This window comes from Rosenbergiella gaditana, from assembly GCF_018494065.1.
GTDB lineage: Bacteria > Pseudomonadota > Gammaproteobacteria > Enterobacterales > Enterobacteriaceae > Rosenbergiella > Rosenbergiella gaditana.
In genome coordinates, this window is record NZ_JABBFR010000006.1 from 17,655 (window position 1) to 37,678 (window position 20,024).

The following is a 20,024-nucleotide window of genomic DNA, read 5'->3' on the forward strand; positions in this document are numbered from 1 at the left end:
CTATCCGTCCACCGCTTTTTAAAAATTACCCCTAAAATTCCATAACTGTAAAAATCTCATTCCCTCCCCCCGATACAACGTTGCACACCCCGACGATGCAGCAATTTTTTCAGTCCATCCATTAAAAACCTTGCCACAAGCGGCTCTCAGGCTGGTTCAAGTAGCAGCTATAAAAGTCGGTTTTCCTATTGTTAAGCTGGAGGAAAATTTGCTGGTGCAACTAAAGATACATCAGTTGCATCTGTAATAGCCCTGCGACATCTCAATATTGAACTCCGCTTTCGGCTTCCGACATTCACTAACGTCAGCCTCCGAACCTTAAAACCCAAATATGTTACAAATCTTGGCGCTTTCGTCGGGCGCACGGTTCCTGTACTTGGGATGGAGTTCGAATTGACCGGTATCGAAAATATTAAACTCAGAAGCTTATTGATGGGGATACCTAAGCAACAGCTCCCTGCCCTGATTGAGGAGGTGATTGCCTTCAGTGAACTGGAGGAGTTTATCTATCTACCCGTACGCACCTATTCCAGCGGCATGGTATTACGTTTAGCATTCGCCATTTGTACTGCACAGCCACCCGAAATACTGCTTATGGATGAATGGATAAGTGTGGGGGATGCTACGTTTAAAGATAAGGCGGAGAAGCGTTTGCAACAGTTTATCCACCAAGCGGGGATTTTAGTTATTGCTACCCACGATGCGAACCTTGCCGAACGTGCCTGTAATCGCCAACTTCATTTAGTACAAGGACGGATAATTATCTAAAAAAAAGCCAGTGACCTTGTCACTGGCTGAAGCGTTATTTACCGAAAAATTAGTCTAACCACTCAGTGTGGAAAACGCCTTCTTTGTCGGTACGTTTATAAGTGTGTGCACCAAAGTAGTCACGTTGGGCCTGGATCAGGTTAGCAGGCAACACTTCTGAACGGTAGCTATCGTAGTAGGCAATCGCTGCAGAGAAGGTTGGCATTGGGATACCGTTCTGCACCGCATAGCTCACCACATCACGTAACGCTTGTTGATATTCATCAGCGATATTTTTGAAGTATGGAGCAAGCAGTAAGTTCGCGATTTCTGGGTTCTCTGCATAAGCATCAGTGATTTTTTGCAGGAATTGTGCACGGATGATACAACCCGCACGAAAAATTTTCGCTAACTCGCCGTAATTCAGATCCCAGCTGTATTGGTCTGAGGCTGCACGCAGTTGTGAGAAACCTTGCGCGTAAGAAACAATTTTACCCAGATACAGTGCACGACGGACTTTCTCGATAAATTCCGCTTTATCACCATTGAATGCAGCAACTTTCGGGCCAGTCAGGACTTTAGATGCAGCAACACGTTGTGATTTAAGCGAAGAAAGGTAACGTGCAAACACTGACTCAGTAATCAGGGATAATGGCTCACCAAGATCTAACGAGCTTTGGCTAGTCCACTTACCCGTCCCTTTGTTTGCTGCTTCATCAAGGATCACGTCAACCAAGTAGTTACCGGTATCATCTTTCTTAGTGAAAATATCTTTGGTGATATCAATTAGGTAGCTGCTCAGCTCGCCTTGATTCCACTCACTGAAGGTTTTCGCCAGTTCTTCATTAGACAGACCTAAAGAGCCTTTCAGTACTGAATAAGCTTCAGCAATCAACTGCATGTCACCGTATTCGATACCGTTGTGAACCATTTTGACATAGTGACCCGCACCGTCTGGACCGATATAGGTGACACAAGCTTCACCCTCTGCACGGGCAGCGATTTTATCGAAAATCGGTGCGACGAGTTCGTAAGCTTCTTTTTGACCGCCAGGCATGATTGAAGGGCCTTTTAATGCACCCTCCTCACCACCCGATACACCGGTACCGATAAAGTTGAAGCCTTGATCGGACAGTTCTTTATTACGGCGAATGGTATCTTTATAGAAGGTGTTACCACCGTCGATCAGGATATCACCTTTATCAAGGTGTGGCGTCAGCGAGGCAATTGTCTTATCTGTCGCTTCACCCGCTTGTACCATCAACAGGATACGACGAGGTTTTTCTAAGGACTCGACAAACTCTTCCACGCTGTAGAATGGTGCGAGTTTTTTACCTGGGTTTTCTGCAATCACTTCATCCGTCTTTTCACGTGAACGGTTGAAGATTGAGACAGTATAGCCACGGCTTTCAATATTTAGCGCGAGATTACGGCCCATTACTGCCATTCCGACAACACCAATTTGCTGCTTAGACATTACATTCTCCTGTCTGGTAGAAAGCTTACCTATGTGAACATTATGTTCTAGGTTTGTTAGCACGTACCTTGTCCTATAAGTTATATAAAAACCTGACCGGGAAATCCATGCTTAGCGCACGTTTGATCAAGTCCTAGTCGGTCAGATGCTTATTAATTACACTTATTGACGATATCCATGAGGATTTTTTTGCTGCCAACGCCAGGTATCGGCCATCATTTCGTCGATACCTCGTGAGACGCTCCACTCTAATTCTTTTGCAGCTAAGGCTGGATCTGCCCAAAATGCTGCAAGGTCACCCGCACGGCGTGGTTTAATTTCAAACGGAATGGTACATCCTGATGCCTGCTCAAATGCACGGATCATCTCTAATACAGAGTAGCCTTTACCCGCTCCGAGATTATAAGCACGATAGCCTTGGGTTTGCTGCAAGTGATCCAACGCTTTTAAGTGGCCCTCCGCGAGGTCCATCACGTGGATGTAATCACGTTGACAAGTTCCATCAGGCGTTGGGTAATCGCCTCCAAATACCCCTAATTGTGGGAGCTTACCAATCGCCACTTGTGCGATGTAAGGTAATAAATTATTCGGTATACCCGACGGGTCTTCACCGATCTCGCCCGACTCATGCGCGCCCACTGGATTGAAATAACGCAGGGCGATAGTATTAAATTGCGGCTCCGCTGTCGCAAAGTCTTGCAATACCCGTTCAATCATCAGCTTTGACGTACCATAAGGACTGGTTGTGCCGCCAATCGCTGTCGTTTCAACGTAAGGAACAGGCGCATCAGCACCGTAAACCGTTGCTGAGGAACTAAAAATAAAGTTCCAAATCCCGGCGCGGCGCATCTCTTCTAATAGTATCAGCGTGCCTGAGACATTATTTTCATAATATTCAAGCGGCATTCGAGTCGATTCGCCCACCGCTTTTAAGGCTGCAAAATGAATGACATCAGTGATAGTGTGTTGTGCGAAGAGTGACTGCAAACAGGCTCTGTCACGTATATCACCTTCCACAAAAGCTGCCTTACGTCCCGTCAACTTAGCAACACGTGCGAGGGCTTCTTGCGAGGCGTTACATAAGTTATCCAATACAACGACGTCATCGCCCCGTTGTAGCAGTGCTAAGACGGTGTGCGAGCCAATATATCCCGCTCCACCTGTCACTAAAATTGCCATGATTGTTCAGCCTAGGTTTAAGAGTTAAGAAGTTTTTTAATAGAATCTCTGAAAGCGTGTCCTGACTGGGGATTACGCAACCCGTAGGCAACAAAGGCTTGCATATAGCCCAGCTTACGCCCGCAGTCATAGCTAATGCCATGAAGCTCACTGGCCTCGACCGGCTCAGATTGATTAAGTGAGGCAATCGCGTCGGTTAATTGAATACGGCCCCAAGCGCCTGGCGATGTATTTTCTAAGTACGCCCAAATTTTTTCGGATAACACGTAACGCCCCACCGCCGCCAATTGCGCCGTTTCCGGTAAATTTTCAGCGTAGGAGGGTTTTTCAATAAAATCGACAATACGGCAAGTATCACCGGAGGCCACTAAGGGCTGTTCAGTCGTGATCACCGAGTATTCTGCCAGCTCTTCGCGGGGGAGCGTCTGACAAAGGACTTGTGAATATCCGGTCTCTGCAAAACGCGACATCATCGCTGCTAAGTTATAACGGAGTGGATCGGCACTTTGGTTATCCAAAATGACATCAGGCAGTACCACCACAAAAGGGTTATCCCCGACGATCGGTTTAGCGCAGAGAATGGCATTACCCAATCCCAAGGGTTGCGGTTGGCGAACATTCATAATGGTCACACCAGGAGGACAGATACTTTTTACTTCGCTCAGCAGTTGTCGTTTAACCCGCTGTTCCAGTAATGCTTCTAGCTCGTAAGTGGTATCGAAATGGTTTTCGACCGCATTTTTAGAAGCGTGAGTAACTAAGACAATCTCTTTGATACCTGCCGTGACACACTCATCAATAATGTATTGAATCATGGGTTTATCAACGACGGGTAACATCTCTTTTGGAATCGCTTTGGTCGCTGGCAACAGATGCATACCGAGCCCGGCAACAGGAATAACCGCTTTCAAATTTTTCATATCTCTTCCACTGGTTGGGATGCGTGCAAGATAGTATCGATGAGCCTAAACCTTCAAAGCATAGGGAGAGTCTGAAACTCTCCCAGTAAAATCATGATGATGAGTGTTTAGCTTTATCATTATCTTTTAACCACTGCTGTAATCGACTCTTAAGATTATTTTTCAATAACCTATCTACCGATAACGAATATTGCAAGTGATTCCAAGGACCGTAAAAACGTAACGGAATAGGTTGATTGGCCAAGAGTGCGATCATTCCAGGATCACCTTTCCATCCACGAGTAAGAAGATTGAAGGTGATATCGAGTTGGTGCTGCGTAAAGTTAATATTCCCCAAGGCATTCAAAGAGACTTGTGCATTCTCGCCCGCTAATCGGGTTAACTGCAGATTGCCGTCCGCTAAGGTAAAATCTCCGCGCATATCAGGGATAACCGGGTGCAGATTTGGATCAGAATTGACGCGGTTACTGGCACGAGTCACCGCGTCAATAACCATTTGTTGAACATTCATTTGTGGAAGATCCAGCCCCATTAACTCGACACTGGAATGGCCTTGCCACTGGGTGAGAATTTCTTTACCGCGTAGTCCCTGCCCCGTGAAGTCACCTTGTAACGAGATATCCCCTCGTAGTACCGGCGGTATTTGTAACAATGGCTGAACGATTTGTAGCGGAATACGCTGTAGCTGGGTATGCAATGCTACGGTCGCCAGTTCCGGACGGAAATCGACCTTACCTTGTATCGTAAATTGGCCGTTATCCACTTTACCGGAGAGCGTATTGAGGTTCATGACCCCCATAGCGTTATGCATATCTACTTCCAAACCCTTAATCGTCACATCGTGCCAGGTTGCTTGATTGGCCGTCAGTTGGCTGGAAATTTCACTTTGGTTAAGCCAGTCAATAAATCCGCGATTATTTTTTTCAGCAATAACCGGTGTACGTGCTCGAGTAATGTCTGTCGTATCATCCGTTGTGTTTTGCTGATCAGTTGATTGCGATTGAAGTCGTGGCTGGCTCGGCAGCAACAGTTGATCAAAGTTGGCGTTCTGCGACTGCAGATTAAGCTTGAGTTGTAATGCAGGCGCTAATGTGCCGCTTGCTTCGCCACTAAAATCACTATCATTGGCATGAAGGGTAAAATTAGTCAGATCAAAAGCGCTGCTCAACGGTGACCATTGTGCCGTAAAGGTCGTTTTCCCTTTTACCCCCTGCTCAGGTAATGAAACACCTTGCAGTTGGTAATTCCCACGATCGACCGAAAATGCCAGCTTATAGGGATAATGTCGAGCATCCATCTGCCCTTCAAAATCTATGGAAAAGGTCTGCTGATTGCGAGTCAATACTGTGCTTAACCGATACTGCCCTACTCGCGAGGCATCTTGATGTAGGCTAAGATCGACATCGCGAAAATTAAGCTGCTCACCTTGTGGGTCTTGCCAGATAAGTAAGCTATTCGCCACGGAAACGCGGGCTATGTCTAACGACCAGTGGCCCAGTGAGGAGGAAAATGCATTTTTATCATCAGGAGCTATCGGTCCAGCCGGTGCTGTTTTCGCTGCCGCATCAGGAATAGCCTGTATCACCGCATGCATGACTAATACTTTACTCACATGGAGCTGATGAGAAAGGAGAGGTAATAGCTCAACATCTAAGCGCATGTTATCGGCCGTCACCGCGGGCTGCGAGGCCCCCGGAGCGGTTAAAGAGATTGGACCACTTAAGATACTCAGCCTTGGCCAGACGTGCCAACGAAGATCACCTTTCAGCGTCAGTTGATAACCACTGCGTTTTTTAACCTTTTGGACCATATAATGTTTAAAATCATTTGGATTAACCAACAGGACTAACGCAGACATTCCTGCGACAAGCACCGCAATGAGAATGGCGAAGGTGGTTATCAGCTTTCTCATGCCATCTCCCTTAAACGAAATTAATCTTTATCGATTCGGCTAGCCACCGCACTTTGCTGATCACGGTATTTGGCATCTTGGCGGCTGTTATAAGGCCGGGCAGCGGGACCGGATAAAGGTTCAAAACTCAATGCCCCGATTAACATGCCTGGACGTAACGCCAATGGCAGTTTACCCGAGTTAAAGAATTCTAACACAATTCGCCCTTTCCAACCGGGGTCAATACGGTGAGCAGTGACATGCACCATTAATCCAAGACGTGCTAACGATGAGCGGCCATCTAACCAACCAACCAAATCATTAGGTAAGGTCACCGACTCGTAGGTCACGGCTAAAGCAAGCTCACCTGGATGGAGGAAGAAAGCTTCATCTTCTTGTAAGACGATCTCTTCACTCATTACGCGCTCCAACGAAGCGCTCACCGTATCTTTAGGGCCACTTAGATCAATATATGCTGCCGTATGACCGCGGAAGGTACGGAAGCCATTCCCTAATCGCACGTCGACCGTGGCACCGTTTATCCGCTCAACAGGCGGGCGGGGATCGATGGCGAGTTTGCCCTCATCCATCCACGCCTCAATGTCTCGGTCGCATAATCTCATAGTGGTTCCCTAATAAAATGTCTCAGTAAAAACTTATTCAAAGAATTGATTAATCTTAGCTTTCAAAATATCAATCGCAATACGATTTTTTCCTCCACGCGGTACAATAATATCCGCGTATTGTTTCGATGGTTCGATAAACTGTAAGAACATTGGGCGAACGGTTTTCTGGTATTGAGTCATTACCGAATCCATTGAACGTCCCCGTTCATTAACATCACGTTTCATTCGACGCATTAAACAGATATCTAACGGGGTATCGACAAAAATAGAAAAATTTAATTCATTACGTAATCGCGCATCGGTTAACAATAAAATCCCTTCAAGGATAATCACTTTTTTGGGTTTTAGGGTTTGGGTCTTGGCCATGCGGGTATGTTCAGAATAGCTGTACATCGGTAATTCGATAGACTGACCTGACTTGAGTGCTTGCAGTTGATTCAAGAGTAAATCGTGGTCCATCGCATTAGGGTGGTCATAATTGGTCTTGATACGCTCTTCCATCGTGAGATGACTTTGATCGCGATAATAACTATCTTCGGGGATGACACCGATATGTTCATCGCCCACTTGGTCACGAATTTCACGATACAGCGTACTGGCAATTAAACTTTTACCCGATGCGGATGCGCCCGCAATTCCGATAATCACACATTGATGAGACTGGTCAGTCATTATTTTACAACCTGAAACTGAAGCCGAAATACCTGCATTGTTTAGCAAGCACTTTAGCAAAATGGGAGGATAAACGCTGGCGATTATAAGGGTTTAACTGCAGTGATGCTAGCGAAAAGGACTCACTTTTAAGAGTTTAGCGCTGTTTTTTTAGTAAGGGTTGGATACACTAGCGCGCTGAGTTGGCTGACTGGCAGCCAATCCCTATCGACTTTAGAGGATTTATGCACTGGCAAATGTTGACCTATTTTGGCGATAGCATGCTGCTGTTACCGAGTGCTGTTGTCTTGGCTTTTGCCTTGTTCTATAACACGTCACGCTTAGCGCCTGTCATTATTTGGTTGGCCAGTTTCGGCACCGCAGGCTTAATGGTCAGTATTTCAAAAGTCCTATTTTTAGGGTTTTTAATTGGCAGTGCGCGCTATAATTTTACTGGATTTAGCGGCCACACCACCATGTCTACCACGTTTTGGCCTATCTTTTTATGGTTTATCGCTCGTGGATTTTCCCTCAAGCGTCCACTCATCTTGGTGGTATTCGGCTATCTTTTTGCTTTATCGATTGCTTATTCTCGCTTGGTGCTGCATGCCCACTCCCCCAGTGAGGTGATAAGTGGCTTTTTATTGGGGTCTTGTTGCAGTCTATTTTTTCTGGCAATACAGCGAAATGTGGCGTTTAAGCCGATTTCCATTGCTGAGTTACTGCTTATCATCGCGCTACCTCTGTGTTTAGTGTCACAAGGTAAACCCGCCACCACTCAGCATTTCCTCGGTACTCTAGCGGCAAAAATTGCCGGAATGGAACATCCCCACACACGGCAGCAATTGTTATCCTTAGGTCAATAGCAGTTAGCCATTGACTTTATCCCGTAACCCGTTAAAGTGCGCCCCTTTTATTAAGGGGGTGCAGCATGGTAATTGGTTTCGATTATGGTACAGCGAACTGCTCAGTGGCGATTGAACGAGAAGGTAAGTTTCAACAACTTCCGATTGCCGGCACAGAGAAATTACTCCCCTCAATGATCAGTGCCCCCATTCGTTCTGTGGTAAGCGAATGGTTGTATCGTCATCATGGTGTCAGTTATCAGACGGCCGATGAAACGGCACTCTTACAACAAGCATTACGGACTAATCGCGAGGAAGATCTCCCGGTTTCAGCCCAAAGTGTTCAGTTTGGTTTATCTGCCCTCAATCAGTACATGGCGGATCCGCAAGAGGTGTGGTTTGTTAAATCACCGAAATCTTTCCTCGGTGCAAAAGGGCTTAAGCCTCAGCAGATTGCTTTTTTTGATGATGTAGTGTGCGCCATGATGTTACATATCCGTCAACAAGCAGAGCGACATACGCAAACCCCGATTGAGCAAGCCGTAATTGGTCGGCCCGTCAACTTCCAAGGAACAGGCGGAGAAGAGGCTAACCAACAAGCTGTCGGCATTCTACGTCGTGCGGCACTGCGTGCAGGATTTCGCCATATCGAATTTCAATTCGAACCAGTGGCTGCAGGCTTAGAGTACGAGTCACAACTCACGCGTGAAACACGCGTACTGGTCGTCGATATTGGCGGGGGAACCACAGACTGTTCACTACTGCTAATGGGCCCGGAGTGGCGTCATAAAGCCGAACGTAGCGAAAGCTTACTGGCTCACAGCGGATGCCGTGTTGGCGGTAATGATCTGGATATTATGTTGGCTTATAAGCAGCTGATGCCATTATTAGGTGCCGGTAGCCCCTCTCGTTCGGGAAAAGCCCTACCCTTACTGCCTTGGTGGAATGCTATCGCGATCAACGATGTGATGGCACAAGGGGATTTTTATAGTTCCCGTGGCGGTCAGCAACTTCAGCAAATGGTCAAAGATGCTGAACAGCCCGAGTTGGTGACTCGTCTACTGACATTGTGGCGAGAAAAGCAAAGCTATCAGCTGGTGCGTAGTGCCGAACAAGCGAAAATCGATCTTTCCGCTGAGCAAGAGACCACTTGCGATTTAGGCTATCTCGACGCGGCATTGGATCTCCAGCTCTCTGCGCAAACCTTGCGTGAAGCTATCGACTCACCGCTACAGAAAATGCTTCAGCAAGTCAGTGATGTGATGCAGCAATCCACAGTAAAACCTGAAGTTATTTACTTAACCGGCGGCAGTGCGCGCTCACCTCTGCTTCGTCAAGCTTTAGAACAGCTTCTGCCTGATACGCCAATTGTTCAAGGGGATGACTTTGGGTCGGTAACCCTGGGGTTAACACGCTGGGCAAACACACTTTTTACGTAGTCAGATCAATTCACTAAAGATTATAGTTTGTTGTGCCATCGCACGACACGTAGAATCCCCTACTTTTTATAGGGCTAATATTAGCCCTGTTTAAGTTTGGGACTGTCACATGACAACAGAACTACTCTCTCCCGCTGGCTCGTTAAAAAATATGCGCTATGCCTTCGCGTATGGCGCAGATGCTGTTTATGCCGGTCAACCTCGTTATAGTCTGCGCGTAAGAAATAATGCGTTTACGCTTGATAACTTAGCCTTAGGGATCCAAGAGGCTCACCAGCTAGGTAAAAAATTCTACGTCGTCAGCAATATCGCGCCCCATAATGCCAAGCTCAAAACCTTTATTCATGATCTGACACCGGTGATTGCTATGCAGCCCGATGCGCTGATTATGTCTGATCCGGGTCTGATCATGCTGGTACGTGAACACTTTCCCAGCGTACCTATCCATCTTTCGGTCCAGGCTAATGCTGTCAATTGGGCAACCGTAAAATTTTGGCAAACACAAGGCATTAGCCGGGTAATCCTCTCTCGTGAGCTCTCTTTAGAAGAGATTACTGAGATTCGTCAGCAGGTGCCGGAAATGGAATTAGAAGTCTTCGTTCATGGTGCTCTCTGTATGGCCTATTCCGGCCGTTGCTTACTATCAGGCTATTTAAATAAACGCGACCCCAATCAAGGGACTTGCACCAATGCTTGTCGCTGGGATTATAAAGTCAGCCCCGCTCAGGAAGATGATCTCGGCAATATGGTGGAAAGTGACCCCCTACCCCCGACGCTTGGAAAAGGCCCCACTACCCAACAAGCGCTGCTACTGACCGATAAAATGCGCCCCGATGAGCCGATGAGTGCCACCGAAGATGAACACGGTACCTACATCATGAATTCAAAAGATTTACGTGCGGTAGAGCATGTGCCGCGATTGATCGCATTGGGTGTTCAGTCACTAAAAATCGAAGGCCGCACTAAATCCTTTTACTACTGCGCACGTACCGCGCAAGTGTATCGCAAAGCCATCGATGACGCGCAAGCAGGCAAACCTTTTGACCGTTCACTACTGACTACATTGGAGGGTTTAGCTCATCGCGGCTACACCGAAGGCTTTTTGCGCCGTCACACACATGACAGCTACCAAAATACGCAGCAAGGCTATTCTGTTTCTGATCGACAACAGTTTGTGGGTGAATTTAGCCAAGCCCGAGATAATGGCTTAGCCGAAGTGATTGTTAAAAATAAATTCCAGTGTGGCGACCATTTAGAAGTAATGACGCCTAAAGGTAATTTCTCGTTTACTCTCGAAACGCTGCAAGATAAAAATTATCGGGCAATAACTGTTGCCCCCGGCGATGGTTACCGCGTGTGGATCCCCATCCCACCAAACACCGATCTTGCGTATGCTTTATTAGTTCGTCATTTGGAAAATGGGCAGACTACGCAAGCCCCCCATCGCAACAATCAGCGCTAAGGTATGGTATAAAGGAGCCAATTTGATTAAGTGAAGGTAATGAGTATGGCTCCAGCGTTTCTGATTTTAAATGGTAAAAAAGCCAGTGAACCCACTATCCGTGACGCTGTCACTCAATTACGCGATGAAGGGGCCAACTTACAAGTCAGAGTGACCTGGGAATTTGGCGACTGCCACCGTTTCATCACGGAAGCGATTGCCGATCACTGCTCAACCCTTATTATTGGCGGCGGTGATGGCAGTCTTAACGAGGCCGTCAATAGCTTAATGCAATTCCCCGCGGAGCAACGTCCGCCACTGGCGGTGCTGCCTTTGGGTACAGCCAATGACTTTGCTACCAGTGTAGGCGTGCCGCCGGAGCCGGAAGCGGCACTTCGCCTAGCGTTAACCGCTAGCGCTCAGTCCATCGATCTTGGTTGTGTCAATCAACAGCACTACTTTATCAATGTGGCAACCGGTGGTTTTGGCACGCGAATCACCACAGAGACCCCAGAAAAATTGAAGTCAGCCCTTGGCGGCGCGTCCTATTTCCTGCATGGGCTGTTACGTATGGACAGATTAAAACCAGACCGTTGCACTATCACCAGCGAGCAATGGCAATGGCAAGGCGACGCGTTAGTTATCGCCGTCGGTAATGGGCGTATAGCAGGTGGCGGTCAACGACTTTGCCCAACTGCCTTGATCAATGACCAACAACTGGCCTTAACTATTATCACGGCTCAGGAGATCGTTCCGTCGCTACTTCACGCACTGACACGTGATGACGAGAACCCCAATATCATCAACCAACGCGCCAGTGAATTCTCCCTCACCAGCGAACACACCATGACCTTTAATTTGGATGGCGAACCGCAGAGCGGCACGCACTTCCACTTTAAGGTGTTGGGCGAGGCGATCCGTTTTCGCCTTCCGCCATCCTGTGCACTATTGGGTTAGTGCGACGGGCCACTGTTGATAAAAGTGATGGACGGGCCCTTGGCCCTGTCCCACCTTGAGTTCATCAGCATGAGCAATCGCCCCTTGTAACCACTGTTTGGCCTGCCAAGTTGTTTCCGACCAGTGAGTAAAATGTGGTCGTAAGGCAGCCAGCGCCGCAGACAAGGTGCACCCTGTCCCGTGCGTATTGCGCGTGGCGATTCTCGGCTGACTAAAACGCTGATGTCTAGTGGCGGTAATTAACCAATCAGGGCTCTCCTCCGCCTGTAAATGACCGCCTTTCATTAGCACTGCCTCACATCCCAATTGTAATAACCGTTCGCCCTGCTCCCGCATCTGCTTCTCGTTCTCAGCAGGACGGCAGTCAAGTAAGGCGGCCGCCTCCGGGATATTTGGGGTAATGATTGATACCATGGGAATCAACACCTCACGTAGGCAGTGTATAGCGTCAGGATCTAACAACGGGTCGCCGCTTTTTGCCAACATCACTGTATCCAATACTCGCCAAGGGATAGTTGACTGCGCTAACCTTTTGGCAACTTGCTCAATAATACCTTGATGATGCAGCATCCCCATTTTCACACTGGCAATATCCAAATCAGTCAGTACTGAATCTAACTGCTGACCAACAAAGTCGGCAGAGACAGGATAAATCCCTTGTACGCCACAGGTATTTTGAGCAACCAGCGCGGTGATCACACTGGTGCCATAGCCGCCTAGGGCACTGAACGTTTTCAAGTCGGCATGAATACCGGCACCACCAGAAGGGTCTGTACCCGCGATAGTCAAGATATTATAAGGGCTCATCTCATCTTCCTCAGCTGGGCTAATCCATCTAAAAGATGTACCGCAAAAGTCCCCGGCCCCGCGGCCTGCTCGGCGGCATATTCGCCTGCCCGTGACATCATCCAACACGCACTGGCAACGTTGTGGAGGCGATCACCCCCCAGTGCCGCAAAGGCAGCGCACAGTGCCGACAGCGCACACCCTGCTCCCGTCACCCGCGTCGCCAGCACAGAGCCACCCGAAACCTTCAGGGTTCGATGGCCGTCAGTAATCAGGTCGTGTTCCCCCGTGACCACCACGACGCCCTCTATCGTGGTCGCGAGTTGTCGCGCCGCGTCGAGTGCCTGATTAGCACTGAGTTGCGTTTCCGGCCCCCGGCCGCTAGTCGCTTCACCTGCCAACACGCTGATCTCCGAAGCGTTGCCGCGGATCACACTCGGATTGAGCGAAAGCAGCTTACGGCAGAATTCGGTACGTAGGGTTAAGCCCCCCACTGCCACCGGATCCAGCACCCAAGGAGTAGCATAGCGGTTAGCATTTTCCGCGGCATGAAAAAAGGTGGGACAGTGTTGGTGGTGTAGGGTACCGACATTCAGTAATAGCCCATCGGTGACCTGCGCGAACTCTTGGCATTCACTCGGATCGATGATCATTGCCGGAAGCGCCCCGGCCGCAAGCAGCAAATTGGCAGTAAAATTCTGTACAACCGTATTGGTGATGCAGTGAATAAGTGGGGAGTGGTCGGCGAGCTGAGCGATAGCCTGTTGGGCAATCGGTGCGTCAAGCTCAAACATAGCGGTATCTGTGGGCATATTGTCTCCCACCGGCGGTAGAAAGACAGCCCAAAGGGAGCGAGTGACTTTCCTACGCTGGCATTATCCAGTTCAGGTATTACGGGTATTTCTCAGCCTGATAAATTAGGCACCCCGAGTCATATACTTCAAAATCAATATGTTGCGATTAACGTCTCGTTAACCCCTAGTCTGGATCATGCCAGCAGGAAGCCGAAGACTCAACCCAAAAAATACTCTATGTACTAGGGGTAAACTCCTACTAAAAAAAGCCGTGCTCCCCCACCTCAAGAATTCTACTGAAGGCGGTTTCACGGCTGTACTGACCTAAGTATGCTTAGGCTTTAGCGGTGCCATTACCCACAGCTTAAAAAGTCGCCCTGAGCTAAGATTCATGCAAATTGGTTAAATTTCTTTGTATAACCACTGTAAACGTTCAAGTTACATACAATTGAACTCATTATAAAAAACAGTAAAAAAAATATCGAGCTTGCTTGACCGACCATTCCATCGCTAATATAACTACTCTGTATTGTGGTTATTCTTTTAAACCATACAATATATTACCTCATCCATCCTGTGAATAGGTGCTCAAATGGCGAATAATGATAAGCAATCCTCAAAAGATGTAGCTCATCTGGCTGCAGAGACTCTTAACAATCCAAACGCCTCTAACATTCAGAAGAGTTTAGCGGGTTCTGTATTGTCCCAGACGGGTTCTAAAAACCAGACTGGCGCAGATATGGAAGCAAAGGCATCGGCAGCATTGAAAAATCCGCGCTCCAGCGATACGACAAAAAAGTTAGCGGGTTCGGTTGTTTCTCAATCGAATAAAAAGCGTTAAAAAAAGCCGGGATTAACCCGGCTCAGATTGATGACAACGTCCTGGCTTCTTGGTCAGGACGTTGATCTAATGGAGTTAGCGTAATTAATGAGCTAATGCCGCTGCTCCAGAGCCTCACGCGCGATTTCTCGTCCCATTCATCGCCTTTCCGGTCGGAAAATGAAACACCAGAGCCAGTGTGCTTGTTTTTTACTGCCGACAAAGCCCCATGGCTCATCAAGTTTATAAATAAGTGCGACATCAGCATAAGCAACGGGAGATGAAGTTATTCGCTTTGGCGAGATTTTTTTAAAGTGCGAATCACGGTATTTATACCGACTTTAAGCGTTCTTGCGGTATCACGGACTCCAGCACCATTAAAAGCCATCTCGGTAATTTGGTCTTTGACTCCAGGCTTACGGGCTTCATAAGTGTAGTGGAGTAGAAACACGCGATGGCAATCACGGCAGCGAAAACAGTTACGCTCTTTAGGGTTTTGACCATGACGGTAAACTTGACCAGATTGACAGCGGGGACAATGAACAGTAATGCTAGCTATGAGAAAACCTCAGCAGCCTGATTATACTTTAATTCAACTAATTAGAGGCATTACCAATTAACGCCCTATTAATAGGCGTTTAGTTTGGATAAAATACATTTAGAATTTTTTCTTTTTTATTTTCAAAAATCTTAAGATCATCATTGTCATCCCTTCCCTTCATATAAATACTTTTATCCTTATCGAAATTCTTATCTCCAACCATAAATAAAGCCATGAGATAATCAACATCATTAATCCCATTAGATCTTTTTAATGATATAACTTTCCTGTAACAGGATTCTTCGTAATCACCAACCCTATCCTTCAACATACATTCATGTAATAGCAAAGAAGTGTCTTTATTTTTTCTATTAAATGATTCAAGTACAAAAATCGCTTTTTTATACTCACCTCTTGAAGATAAAATACCCGTATACATCCTAACGACATTAATGTTATCTGGATTGTTATTAGAAAGAACAGACAACCTACTCAATATCGAATTTTTTACATCACCATCAGTTGAATCAACATATTCCTTTAGCAAAAAAGAAGCTTCTTCTGTTAACTTTTCATATTTATTATCAACAGCATAAGCATTAATTTCCAGCAATAAAAAAAATGAAATAACAATTGCAGTTTTTTTAAAAATCATATTATTACCTATCAAATTGGCTTAACACTATTTTTCTTTTCATAGATGACGGAAAAGGAACTGCGCTACCAATATAACCCCCATCATAAATATAACCAGCTTCAATCTCTATTATAGGTGATGAAAGACCGCTCTTGGGGATTTGAAATGTAACTGAACCAATTAGAGCATCATTAATACCTATAGCAAAATATTCACCTCTATGCCTGTCAAGTTTATATATATTATTATTTAAAACATCTCTAACATTACACCAAAACAAAACATTACCACTTCCGGCCGCCCTTACAGCGGCTGTTTTACCTGTGGCTGATATGTATACACTTTTACCATTTTCTATATTTTTATCAGTCACATTAAGGTTAATTGAAAAACTGGCATGAGCACCAACACCTTCAATCCTTAAATCTGCAATCTGTGAGTAATTAAAAGTTTTAGTTGTCACAAATTTTCCTCCCTGTATAGTTTACCTCCTGAAAATTAACAAATTTACTCTACTAATATAGAAAAACAGTGATATAGATCACATTAACAGCGACGCTAATTTCGCTAAATAAGCCTCAATTGATTTTACTTAATGATGAATAAGGAAAACTTGCATGAGCCAACTCTTCTCGCTGACACATAAACGCGCACTAATAACTGGATCAGGACGCGGGATTGGCTTTCTCATGGCAAAAGGCTTAGCCGAAGCGGGGGCAGAAGTCATTATTAATGCCACCCAGCAGGCGGGAGCAGAAAGTGCGGCAGCCAAACTCCGCGCGCTTGGCCACAACGCCCATGCGGTTGCCTTTGATGTCACGGACTCCGAGAAGGTGGCCGAGGCGATTGAGAAAATTGAATCCACTATTGGTCAAATCGATATCCTTATCAATAATGCCGGTATCCAACGACGTCGCCCTTTTTTAGAATTCGCAGAACAAGATTGGAACGATGTGATTGCGGTGAACCAAACAGCGGTCTTTTTAGTGTCTCAAACCGTCGCCCGTTATATGGCTAAACGCCAAGCCGGTAAAATTATCAATATCGGCTCGATGCAGAGTGAATTGGGCCGCGATACCATTACGCCTTATGCCGCATCAAAAGGCGCTGTTACCATGCTCACTCGTGGTATGTGTGTCGAATTGGCGCGGTATAATATTCAAGTTAATGGGATTGCCCCTGGCTATTTCGCCACAGAAATGACGCAAGCTCTAGTTGAGGACAAAACCTTTACTGACTGGCTAACCAAACGTACCCCAGCCGCTCGCTGGGGCAATCCAGAAGAGTTAATTGGTGCTGCGGTTTTTCTGTCGTCAAAAGCCTCCGACTTTGTGAATGGTCATCTGCTTTTTGTCGACGGCGGTATGCGGGTCGCGGTTTAAGCCGTCACTCCGCTTTAAGAGCAGGTCGCTGCTGGGCATCCTCAGTCTCAGCCTGCTCGGCTAAGCGCTGAAAATCTTCGCGGGTTAACTTCTCAGTAAACGCAGGCAGTTGCTGGGAAGCCTTGACCGGTAAGAGTTCCAGCACGGCAACGTCATCTAAGGTCACCCCTGCCACCTGCTCAGGTAAGGCCAATTCATGGTTAGCACTTGGCTCTCCTGGAATGGGTGTGGGTCGTCGAGCATTATCCGTCAGATAGTTACGTTGTCTCACCAACCATTTATTAGGCACCCGCCGCTGGCTATCCCACCATTGTCCATCAAGACGATCGAATTGCTGCGCGGTATTTTGCTTTGAGACCGCTCCCAATTGATCAAGTGCTTGTGTGATTATGTCGGTGGCGCGTGAGTTGTAATGAGTTAAGTCCCGACCTTCCCCCTGTAACAGAAGCGCAGCGGCTAAGCGTACACCTAATAGGTTGGAATAAAGGTCTTCAGGGGAAAAGGCAGAGACGCCTTCAGAGAAACCGGGCACGGATTCAAAACCATACCATTGTGCAATTTCATGCCACGCGGCCAAGTCGAACGCCACGCGTGCAGCCGTCCATACGACTAGACTAAAAGCTTTCTGGTGATCGCTCGGGACCTGATAAGGACGGACCACGATTTCACGCCGAGCCAGTTCATTGCTTAGACTCACCCGAAAGGCACTCCCCTGATGCTGCAAGAGCTGGCTCGCGATCCAATAGGTCATATCCATACTGTCACGCACATGGGCCGTGTCGATAAATCCGCCTTGCGTAGTATAGAGAATCCCATTTTTTTCACTGCCGCCACCGACCATGCTAGTCAGACCACGGATCACACTATCATTATAACGGTGAGTCCCTAACTGATGACTTTCAACGATATTATCAAGCCGATAAAAAGGAACCGGTACGCCTTTCAGTTCCGCACGTAAATCATGGCCAAACGCACAGCAAGGCCGCAGCCCTTCGGGTTTTTGCAAAGACGGTAAGAGGCTTGCTTGGGAGACGACTTGATGAGGGTCGGTCTCCAAATCGAGTGGAGCATTCGCTGCCCAAGCACGCGGCATTAGTGAGAGCGTTAAGGCTATAAATAGAGGAGAACGACAACGCCAGATGCGTAACATTTTACTTTTCCCGTTAACTTTATTCAGCATAGTTAAGGGGAGAATCCAACGTTTGTCATTCTGTATATGTCTGAAAATTGCTTAAACTAGAGGCAGCTTAAGCAATTGACAGTTAAGCTTGCACTGGTTGAGTACGGATCAAGTAGTCGAAGGCGCTGAGTGCCGCTTTCGCCCCCTCACCACTCGCAATAATAATTTGCTTATAAGGGACGGTGGTGCAATCACCTGCTGCAAAGATACCGGGCTGATTGGTCTCACCACGCGGGTCGACAATAATCTCACCCATTGGGTTACGGTCAATCACCCCTTCTAACCACGCCGTGTTCGGCAGTAAACCAATCTGAACGAAAATGCCGGACAGCGCTAAGGTATGCAGTTGCTCGGTCAGTCGATCTTTCCACACCAGTCCGGTGACTTGTTGACCATCTCCCAATACTTCTTGGGTGTGGGCGTTAACGATAACCTCAACATTCGGCAGGCTGCGTAATTTGGTTTGCAGTACTTGGTCGGCCTTTAGGGCGTCCGCAAATTCTAATAAGGTGACATGCTCAACCAAACCCGCTAAATCTATCGCCGCTTCTACCCCAGAATTCCCGCCACCGACGACGGCAACACGTTTTCCTTTAAATAAAGGTCCGTCACAGTGTGGACAGTAGGTCACTCCGCGAGTCCGGTAGGTCTCTTCGCCCGGCACACCCATATTTCTCCAGCGTGCGCCGGTTGCCACGATAATACTTTTCGCCTTCAGCGTCGCGCCACTCGCGGTCTGAAGTTGGTGTAATCCGCCTGGCTCGACGGCTGGCTGCAACTGAGTAGCTTGTTGGGTATCAATAATATCAACCTGATAATCTTCAACATGGGTACGCAATGCGGTGGCTAAGCGACTGCCTTCGGTTTTCGGGACTGAGATATAGTTTTCGATATCTACCGTATCAAGCACCTGTCCGCCAAAGCGCTCGCCCATTAACCCGGTACGAATACCTTTACGAGCGGTGTAAATGGCGGCGGCTGCGCCAGCCGGACCGCTACCAACTACCAATACATCGTAGGGGGCCTGCTCAGTCAGCGTTGCGGCTTGACGCGCCGCGGCACCGGTATCCACTTTGTTGACGATTTCAGCCAACGTCATACGTCCATGGCCAAAACTCTCGCCATTAAGCAATACAGCCGGCACGCCCATAATGTTGCGGTCCGCGATCTCTTGTTGGAATTGACCGCCATCGATCGCTGTGTGATGGATGCGGGGATTAAGGATCGACAGTAAATTCAGCGCCTGTACCACATCTGGGCAGTTATGACAGGAGAGTGAATAGTAGGTCTCGAAATGTAATTCGTCTGGCAAGGCTTTAATTTGTGCAAGCAGCTTTTGACTCTCTTTCGAAGGATGCCCACCGGTCTGTAACAATGCTAATACCAGCGAGGTAAACTCATGGCCTAATGGCGATCCGGCAAAACGCGGGCCATGTCGTTGACCTTGCGGTGTGATCAAAAAAGAAGGCTGACGAACATCCGCTCGGTTTTCCTCAATAAAATTCACCTTTTCCGACAATTCCGCAATCTGGATAAGAAGTTGACGGATCTCTGTCGAGGCTGAAGAGTGATCAAGGGACGCCACTAAATCGACAGGTTTGGTGAGTTTTTCTAAGTAGGTTTTTAATTGTGTTTGTAATTGAGTTTCTAACATATTGCCTTCCCCGGATATAAAAACGGGCGCCAGAGCGCCCGTAATACGATGACGTTG

At 47.3% G+C, this 20,024-nt stretch carries 19 protein-coding genes, 2 pseudogenes and 1 riboswitch; of the genes and pseudogenes, 8 read left to right on the forward strand and 13 right to left on the reverse strand.

All coding sequences use genetic code 11. The annotated features are described in order from the left end of the window. Nucleotides 1–252 precede the first annotated feature (252 nt). Nucleotides 253–366: pseudogene (locus HH682_RS16205) on the forward strand (STM2901 family protein); the annotation flags it as partial. 27 nt (nt 367–393) lie between these two features. Further along, complete coding sequence (locus tag HH682_RS05930; RefSeq protein WP_214236684.1) at nt 394–768, forward strand: ABC transporter ATP-binding protein; 375 nt, start codon at nt 394–396, stop codon at nt 766–768. Between the two features lie 49 nt (nt 769–817). On the opposite strand, the gene gndA is transcribed toward HH682_RS05930, so the two are convergent. The 6 genes from gndA to udk all read right to left on the reverse strand — a co-directional run bounded on the left by gndA (nt 818) and on the right by udk (nt 7,512). Continuing rightward, nucleotides 818–2,224: an NADP-dependent phosphogluconate dehydrogenase gene (gene gndA, locus HH682_RS05935; protein WP_099824322.1), complete on the reverse strand. Its 1,407-nt coding sequence runs from the start codon at nt 2,222–2,224 to the stop codon at nt 818–820. A gap of 162 nt (nt 2,225–2,386) precedes the next feature. Continuing rightward, on the reverse strand, nt 2,387–3,403 hold the full coding sequence (gene galE, locus HH682_RS05940; RefSeq protein WP_214236685.1) for a UDP-glucose 4-epimerase GalE: 1,017 nt from the start codon (nt 3,401–3,403) through the stop codon (nt 2,387–2,389). Nucleotides 3,404–3,420: 17 nt separating this feature from the next. After that, nucleotides 3,421–4,323 (reverse strand): sugar phosphate nucleotidyltransferase, encoded by a 903-nt coding sequence (locus HH682_RS05945; protein WP_214236686.1) that lies wholly within the window; start codon nt 4,321–4,323, stop codon nt 3,421–3,423. A 91-nt stretch (nt 4,324–4,414) separates the two neighbouring features. Then, a complete protein-coding gene (gene asmA, locus HH682_RS05950; protein WP_214236687.1) occupies nt 4,415–6,235 on the reverse strand; it encodes an outer membrane assembly protein AsmA in 1,821 nt (606 codons plus the stop codon). Nucleotides 6,236–6,255: 20 nt separating this feature from the next. Further along, nucleotides 6,256–6,837 (reverse strand): dCTP deaminase, encoded by a 582-nt coding sequence (gene dcd / locus HH682_RS05955; RefSeq protein WP_214236688.1) that lies wholly within the window; start codon nt 6,835–6,837, stop codon nt 6,256–6,258. A 33-nt stretch (nt 6,838–6,870) separates the two neighbouring features. Beyond that, on the reverse strand, nt 6,871–7,512 hold the full coding sequence (gene udk / locus HH682_RS05960) for a uridine kinase (RefSeq protein WP_214236689.1): 642 nt from the start codon (nt 7,510–7,512) through the stop codon (nt 6,871–6,873). 182 nt (nt 7,513–7,694) lie between these two features. Here udk and HH682_RS05965 point away from each other — a divergent pair, with 182 nt between their 5' ends. The 4 genes from HH682_RS05965 (at nt 7,695) to yegS (ending at nt 12,173) form a co-directional block, all read left to right on the forward strand. Next, nucleotides 7,695–8,357, forward strand: coding sequence for a phosphatase PAP2 family protein (locus HH682_RS05965; protein ID WP_250318581.1), 663 nt, complete (start codon nt 7,695–7,697; stop codon nt 8,355–8,357). Nucleotides 8,358–8,422: 65 nt separating this feature from the next. Continuing rightward, entirely contained in the window at nt 8,423–9,775 is a 1,353-nt protein-coding gene (gene yegD / locus HH682_RS05970; protein WP_214236690.1) for a molecular chaperone, read from the forward strand. Between the two features lie 109 nt (nt 9,776–9,884). After that, nucleotides 9,885–11,237 (forward strand): prephenate-dependent tRNA uridine(34) hydroxylase TrhP, encoded by a 1,353-nt coding sequence (gene trhP, locus HH682_RS05975; RefSeq protein ID WP_214236691.1) that lies wholly within the window; start codon nt 9,885–9,887, stop codon nt 11,235–11,237. 45 nt (nt 11,238–11,282) lie between these two features. After that, nucleotides 11,283–12,173, forward strand: coding sequence for a lipid kinase YegS (yegS, locus tag HH682_RS05980; RefSeq protein ID WP_420826187.1), 891 nt, complete (start codon nt 11,283–11,285; stop codon nt 12,171–12,173). Here the strand turns inward: yegS and thiD are convergent. Then, the gene (thiD, locus tag HH682_RS05985) at nt 12,162–12,980 is read right to left on the reverse strand and encodes a bifunctional hydroxymethylpyrimidine kinase/phosphomethylpyrimidine kinase (RefSeq protein ID WP_214236693.1); all 819 of its coding nucleotides are present in this window, start codon (nt 12,978–12,980) and stop codon (nt 12,162–12,164) included. The two genes, yegS and thiD, sit on opposite strands and share 12 nt — an antisense overlap. Continuing rightward, on the reverse strand, nt 12,977–13,771 hold the full coding sequence (gene thiM / locus HH682_RS05990; protein ID WP_420826188.1) for a hydroxyethylthiazole kinase: 795 nt from the start codon (nt 13,769–13,771) through the stop codon (nt 12,977–12,979). The genes thiD and thiM overlap by 4 nt, the downstream gene beginning before the upstream one ends. Before the next feature lie 32 nt (nt 13,772–13,803). Continuing rightward, a riboswitch (TPP riboswitch) is annotated at nt 13,804–13,898 on the reverse strand. Nucleotides 13,899–14,345: 447 nt separating this feature from the next. On the opposite strand from thiM, the gene HH682_RS05995 reads away from it, so the two are divergent. After that, nucleotides 14,346–14,594 (forward strand): hypothetical protein, encoded by a 249-nt coding sequence (locus HH682_RS05995; RefSeq protein WP_214236694.1) that lies wholly within the window; start codon nt 14,346–14,348, stop codon nt 14,592–14,594. 167 nt (nt 14,595–14,761) lie between these two features. Here the strand turns inward: HH682_RS05995 and HH682_RS06000 are convergent. The 3 genes and pseudogenes from HH682_RS06000 to HH682_RS06010 all read right to left on the reverse strand — a co-directional run. Next, nucleotides 14,762–15,132, reverse strand: a pseudogene (locus tag HH682_RS06000) (IS1 family transposase); the annotation flags it as partial. A 79-nt stretch (nt 15,133–15,211) separates the two neighbouring features. Then, a complete protein-coding gene (locus HH682_RS06005; RefSeq protein WP_214236695.1) occupies nt 15,212–15,769 on the reverse strand; it encodes a hypothetical protein in 558 nt (185 codons plus the stop codon). Nucleotides 15,770–15,773: 4 nt separating this feature from the next. Next, nucleotides 15,774–16,214 (reverse strand): hypothetical protein, encoded by a 441-nt coding sequence (locus tag HH682_RS06010; RefSeq protein WP_214236696.1) that lies wholly within the window; start codon nt 16,212–16,214, stop codon nt 15,774–15,776. A 154-nt stretch (nt 16,215–16,368) separates the two neighbouring features. Here HH682_RS06010 and idnO point away from each other — a divergent pair, with 154 nt between their 5' ends. Next, entirely contained in the window at nt 16,369–17,133 is a 765-nt protein-coding gene (idnO, locus tag HH682_RS06015) for a gluconate 5-dehydrogenase (RefSeq protein WP_214236697.1), read from the forward strand. A 4-nt stretch (nt 17,134–17,137) separates the two neighbouring features. Here idnO and HH682_RS06020 read toward each other — a convergent pair whose 3' ends face one another. Both HH682_RS06020 and ahpF read right to left on the reverse strand, forming a co-directional pair. Further along, complete coding sequence (locus HH682_RS06020) at nt 17,138–18,313, reverse strand: DUF4056 domain-containing protein (RefSeq protein WP_250318582.1); 1,176 nt, start codon at nt 18,311–18,313, stop codon at nt 17,138–17,140. An 82-nt stretch (nt 18,314–18,395) separates the two neighbouring features. Continuing rightward, entirely contained in the window at nt 18,396–19,967 is a 1,572-nt protein-coding gene (gene ahpF / locus HH682_RS06025; protein ID WP_214236698.1) for an alkyl hydroperoxide reductase subunit F, read from the reverse strand. Between the last annotated feature and the right edge of the window lie 57 nt (nt 19,968–20,024).

Coding starts and splice junctions, on each gene's coding strand:
- HH682_RS05945 (WP_214236686.1), bottom strand. CDS start 4,323: ATGAAAAATTTGAAAGCGGTTATTCCTGTTGCCGGGCTCGGTATGCAT.
- gndA (WP_099824322.1), bottom strand. CDS start 2,224: ATGTCTAAGCAGCAAATTGGTGTTGTCGGAATGGCAGTAATGGGCCGT.
- HH682_RS05995 (WP_214236694.1), top strand. CDS start 14,346: ATGGCGAATAATGATAAGCAATCCTCAAAAGATGTAGCTCATCTGGCT.
- yegS (WP_420826187.1), top strand. CDS start 11,283: ATGGCTCCAGCGTTTCTGATTTTAAATGGTAAAAAAGCCAGTGAACCC.
- yegD (WP_214236690.1), top strand. CDS start 8,423: ATGGTAATTGGTTTCGATTATGGTACAGCGAACTGCTCAGTGGCGATT.
- HH682_RS06020 (WP_250318582.1), bottom strand. CDS start 18,313: ATGCTGAATAAAGTTAACGGGAAAAGTAAAATGTTACGCATCTGGCGT.
- idnO (WP_214236697.1), top strand. CDS start 16,369: ATGAGCCAACTCTTCTCGCTGACACATAAACGCGCACTAATAACTGGA.
- dcd (WP_214236688.1), bottom strand. CDS start 6,837: ATGAGATTATGCGACCGAGACATTGAGGCGTGGATGGATGAGGGCAAA.
- thiD (WP_214236693.1), bottom strand. CDS start 12,980: ATGAGCCCTTATAATATCTTGACTATCGCGGGTACAGACCCTTCTGGT.
- udk (WP_214236689.1), bottom strand. CDS start 7,512: ATGACTGACCAGTCTCATCAATGTGTGATTATCGGAATTGCGGGCGCA.
- thiM (WP_420826188.1), bottom strand. CDS start 13,771: ATGCCCACAGATACCGCTATGTTTGAGCTTGACGCACCGATTGCCCAA.
- galE (WP_214236685.1), bottom strand. CDS start 3,403: ATGGCAATTTTAGTGACAGGTGGAGCGGGATATATTGGCTCGCACACC.
- asmA (WP_214236687.1), bottom strand. CDS start 6,235: ATGAGAAAGCTGATAACCACCTTCGCCATTCTCATTGCGGTGCTTGTC.
- HH682_RS06005 (WP_214236695.1), bottom strand. CDS start 15,769: ATGATTTTTAAAAAAACTGCAATTGTTATTTCATTTTTTTTATTGCTG.
- trhP (WP_214236691.1), top strand. CDS start 9,885: ATGACAACAGAACTACTCTCTCCCGCTGGCTCGTTAAAAAATATGCGC.
- ahpF (WP_214236698.1), bottom strand. CDS start 19,967: ATGTTAGAAACTCAATTACAAACACAATTAAAAACCTACTTAGAAAAA.